The sequence below is a fragment of the Microbacterium enclense genome, from assembly GCF_004022425.1.
Taxonomy (GTDB): domain Bacteria; phylum Actinomycetota; class Actinomycetes; order Actinomycetales; family Microbacteriaceae; genus Microbacterium; species Microbacterium enclense_A.
On sequence record NZ_RBZY01000118.1, the window covers coordinates 1 to 2,891 of the forward strand.

At 65.5% G+C, this 2,891-nt stretch carries 4 protein-coding genes and 1 pseudogene; 3 read left to right on the forward strand and 2 right to left on the reverse strand.

Annotated elements, in window-relative coordinates:
- A pseudogene (locus tag D8Y23_RS17180) lies at positions 1-361 on the reverse strand (hypothetical protein); the annotation flags it as partial.
- Here D8Y23_RS17180 and D8Y23_RS16360 point away from each other — a divergent pair.
- Positions 311-910 carry a DDE-type integrase/transposase/recombinase gene (locus D8Y23_RS16360; protein WP_275087523.1) on the forward strand — a complete coding sequence of 200 codons (600 nt, stop codon included), beginning with the start codon at positions 311-313 and terminating at the stop codon, positions 908-910. The pseudogene D8Y23_RS17180 and the gene D8Y23_RS16360 sit on opposite strands and share 51 nt — an antisense overlap.
- 94 nt (positions 911-1,004) lie before the next feature.
- Positions 1,005-1,169 carry a hypothetical protein gene (locus D8Y23_RS16915; protein ID WP_164878290.1) on the forward strand — a complete coding sequence of 55 codons (165 nt, stop codon included), beginning with the start codon at positions 1,005-1,007 and terminating at the stop codon, positions 1,167-1,169.
- A 164-nt stretch (positions 1,170-1,333) separates the two neighbouring features.
- On the opposite strand, the gene D8Y23_RS16365 is transcribed toward D8Y23_RS16915, so the two are convergent.
- On the reverse strand, positions 1,334-1,573 hold the full coding sequence (locus D8Y23_RS16365; protein ID WP_164878291.1) for a CPBP family glutamic-type intramembrane protease: 240 nt from the start codon (positions 1,571-1,573) through the stop codon (positions 1,334-1,336).
- 501 nt (positions 1,574-2,074) lie between these two features.
- Between D8Y23_RS16365 and D8Y23_RS16370 the strand changes: the two genes are divergently transcribed.
- A partial coding sequence (locus tag D8Y23_RS16370; protein WP_164878292.1) for a YihY/virulence factor BrkB family protein occupies positions 2,075-2,891 on the forward strand: 817 nt, incomplete at its 3' end.

The following is a 2,891-nucleotide window of genomic DNA, read 5'->3' on the forward strand; positions in this document are numbered from 1 at the left end:
CCACCTCGGGCGCGTGCTCGAGGTGGCCCGACTGCACATCGCCTTCGGGCGCAGGGGGGTCGTCCTCGTCGAGCGGCTCCTCGGCGGGGCCTATTTCTGCACCGCGGACGGCGGGCTCAAGACGCAATTGGCCGAGCAGGAAGCTGCTGAATGCGCGATACGTGTCGACTGCCTGCCGGGGGTCTCGACCCCCGTCGGCGTTGATCGTCGCGTTCATCGACGAGCAGCGAACCAAGAACCGCGCGGTCGAGTCAGTCTGCCAGGTCCTGCGGGAGCGGGGCGTGCAGGTCGCCGCGCGGACCCATCGGGCCTGGAAACGGGCCGAACCCAGTGCGCGGGCGCGCGCGGACGCGGTGGTCATCGACGCGCTCCTGTCCACAGCGGGCACACGGAAGGGTTATATGGGCGGCGGAAGATGACCGCTCACCTGCGGCGCAGCGGCCTGGTGGTATCCAAGCGGCAGGTGGACCGGCTGATGCGCGATCTCGGGCTGACCAGTCTGGTCCGGGGGCGGCGGGTGCGGACCACGATCCCGGATCGTCATGCCGATCGTGCCCCGGATCTGCTCGATCGGGACTTCACCGCCGAGGCGCCGAACCGCCGCTGGTCCACGGATTTCACTTATGTCACGACGTGGGCGGGGTTCGCTTACGTGTCGTTCATGATCGACTGCTACTCGCGCGATCGTGGGCTGGCACGCCGCAACCGTGAAGACGACCCCGCCGGTAACACTGCGCTGCGAATGGGCTTGTGGCGACGCGACCTTGCCGGTCACCCGGCCGTGGACGGTCTAATACATCACAGCGACGCGGGCTCGCAATCTACGAGAGTGTCGTTCGCGAGACGCTCGCGCCGGAAGGCTTCGCCGCGTCCATCGGATCGATCTGCGACGCGTATGACAACGCCCTAGCCGAGACTGCGAACGGCTACTAAAAGACCGAACTTGTCCGCGGCCCCGCCCGTCTCGTACGGTCGAGGACCTCGAGCTCGCGACCCTCAGATGGGTGCACTGGCACAACACCCAGCGCCTCCACGGCTACCTCGGCGACGTCCCGCCCGCCGAGTTCGAGAACGCGTTCTATGCTGCCCCCAACGACCGCAATCTGCTGGTCGGAATCAAATGGCGCGAGTCTCCAGCAGACCCAAGGCGCTTCAAGTCGCGGCTCTGACTCGGATTGTCAGTTCGCAGCGGGAAGCAAACCCGAGCCGCTGTCCGTGTGGCGGCGACCCTCGCGACGGTGACACAGCGGGGCTCCGAGCGGGCGATGTGAGTTTCGAGGGGGGACCGCCGATTTCGGGATGCTGTTGTCGAAGGGTCGCCACTTTGCCGGCGTCAGCGGTTGCGTGTCGGGGTGGCTGCGGCAGAGGCGAGCCTGCGCAGATTTTCCAGCAGTACGGCCAGAGCGGCGCAGACGGCGATGCTGACGAGGTCGGTGAGGACCGGAGAGCGTGGGGTGAGGATGAACCAGACGGTGTCGAAGCCGGCGTGGAGGATGATCGCTGGCCAGATGCTTCCTGTGGTGTCGATGAACAGCGCCGCGACGATCCCGAACAGGAACGCGAAGGCAACCACGAAACGCCATCCCGCCCGGTGCTGGCGCCCGCATAGGAGCGGCAGAGAACCGGGATCGGTTCACGTCTCGTGTCCATGTACGACCCGGGCTTGGACCCGGTGGATTTTCACGCCGTCGCCGAGGTATGGGTCGAGGGGGGACAACACGTTGTCGACGCGACCACCCTCGCACCCCGATCGACGCTCTTGTGGATCGCTACCGACTGAGACGCCGCGGATTCCGCCTTCCTCACCGTCATCTCGGGCCGCATCGATCTGACAGACATGCAAGTCACAGCCGTTGCCGACAACCTGCCCTCTGACGACCTGACGCAACTCGTCGTCCTGCACTGACGCGCTCCACGACCGGGTTACTCTCGCACCACCGGCCGGCGGCCAAGGGAGTGCATATCGGCGCGCTCTGCCGACAGGCAAGGCCCCTCACCCGTGGCACCCGGTGTTGAACACTGAAGTGTCCGCGCCAAGACAGGTTGCGGTCACTCACAGGATTCACGGGATCACATGCTGAAGCGAAAAGCAGCCACCAACACCAACACGGGTGCTCCGCACCCGGACGCCGCAAAGAAGCCGGACTCCCCCACCCAGCTGACGAAGCGGTCGTGGAAGTATGTGCTGCGAAAAACAGTGCGGGAATTCTCTGCTGACCAATGCACGGACGCCGCCGCCGGTCTGGTCTACTACGCCGTCCTCGCCCTGTTCCCAGCGCTGATCGCGATCTTCTCCGTGCTCGGTGTTGTCGGCCAGGGCGACGCCGCGGCCGCCGCCATTCTCGGCATTATTCAAGACGTCGCCCCCGACGCCGCCTCCACCCTCCGCGAACCGATCGAACAGATCGCCTCCTCCCGAGGCGCGGGTATCGCATTGATCACCGGTATCGCGCTTGCGTTGTGGTCAGCGTCCGGGTACGTAGGCGCGTTCAGCCGTGCCATGAACCGCATCTACGAAATCGACGAGGGCCGACCGTTCTGGAAGCTGCGTCCAATGCAGCTGCTTGTCACCGTCATCGCGGTGGTCGCGCTCGCCCTCGTGGCCCTTGGCCTCGTTCTTTCCGGCGATGTCACCACGGCGATCGGTAACGCTCTCGGTCTCGGTCGGGGCGTGCAGATCGCATGGGACGTCGCCAAGTGGCCAATCATGCTTTTCATCATCGTGTTCCTCGTCGCGGTGCTGTATTACGCCACCCCCAACGCCAAACAGCCGAGGTTCCGGTGGATCAGCCTCGGCGCGGCCATCGCCATCGTGGTCCTTGGCATCGCCACCGCCGGCTTCGGGTTTTACGTGGTCAATTTCTCCAACTACGACCGCACCTACGGCTCGC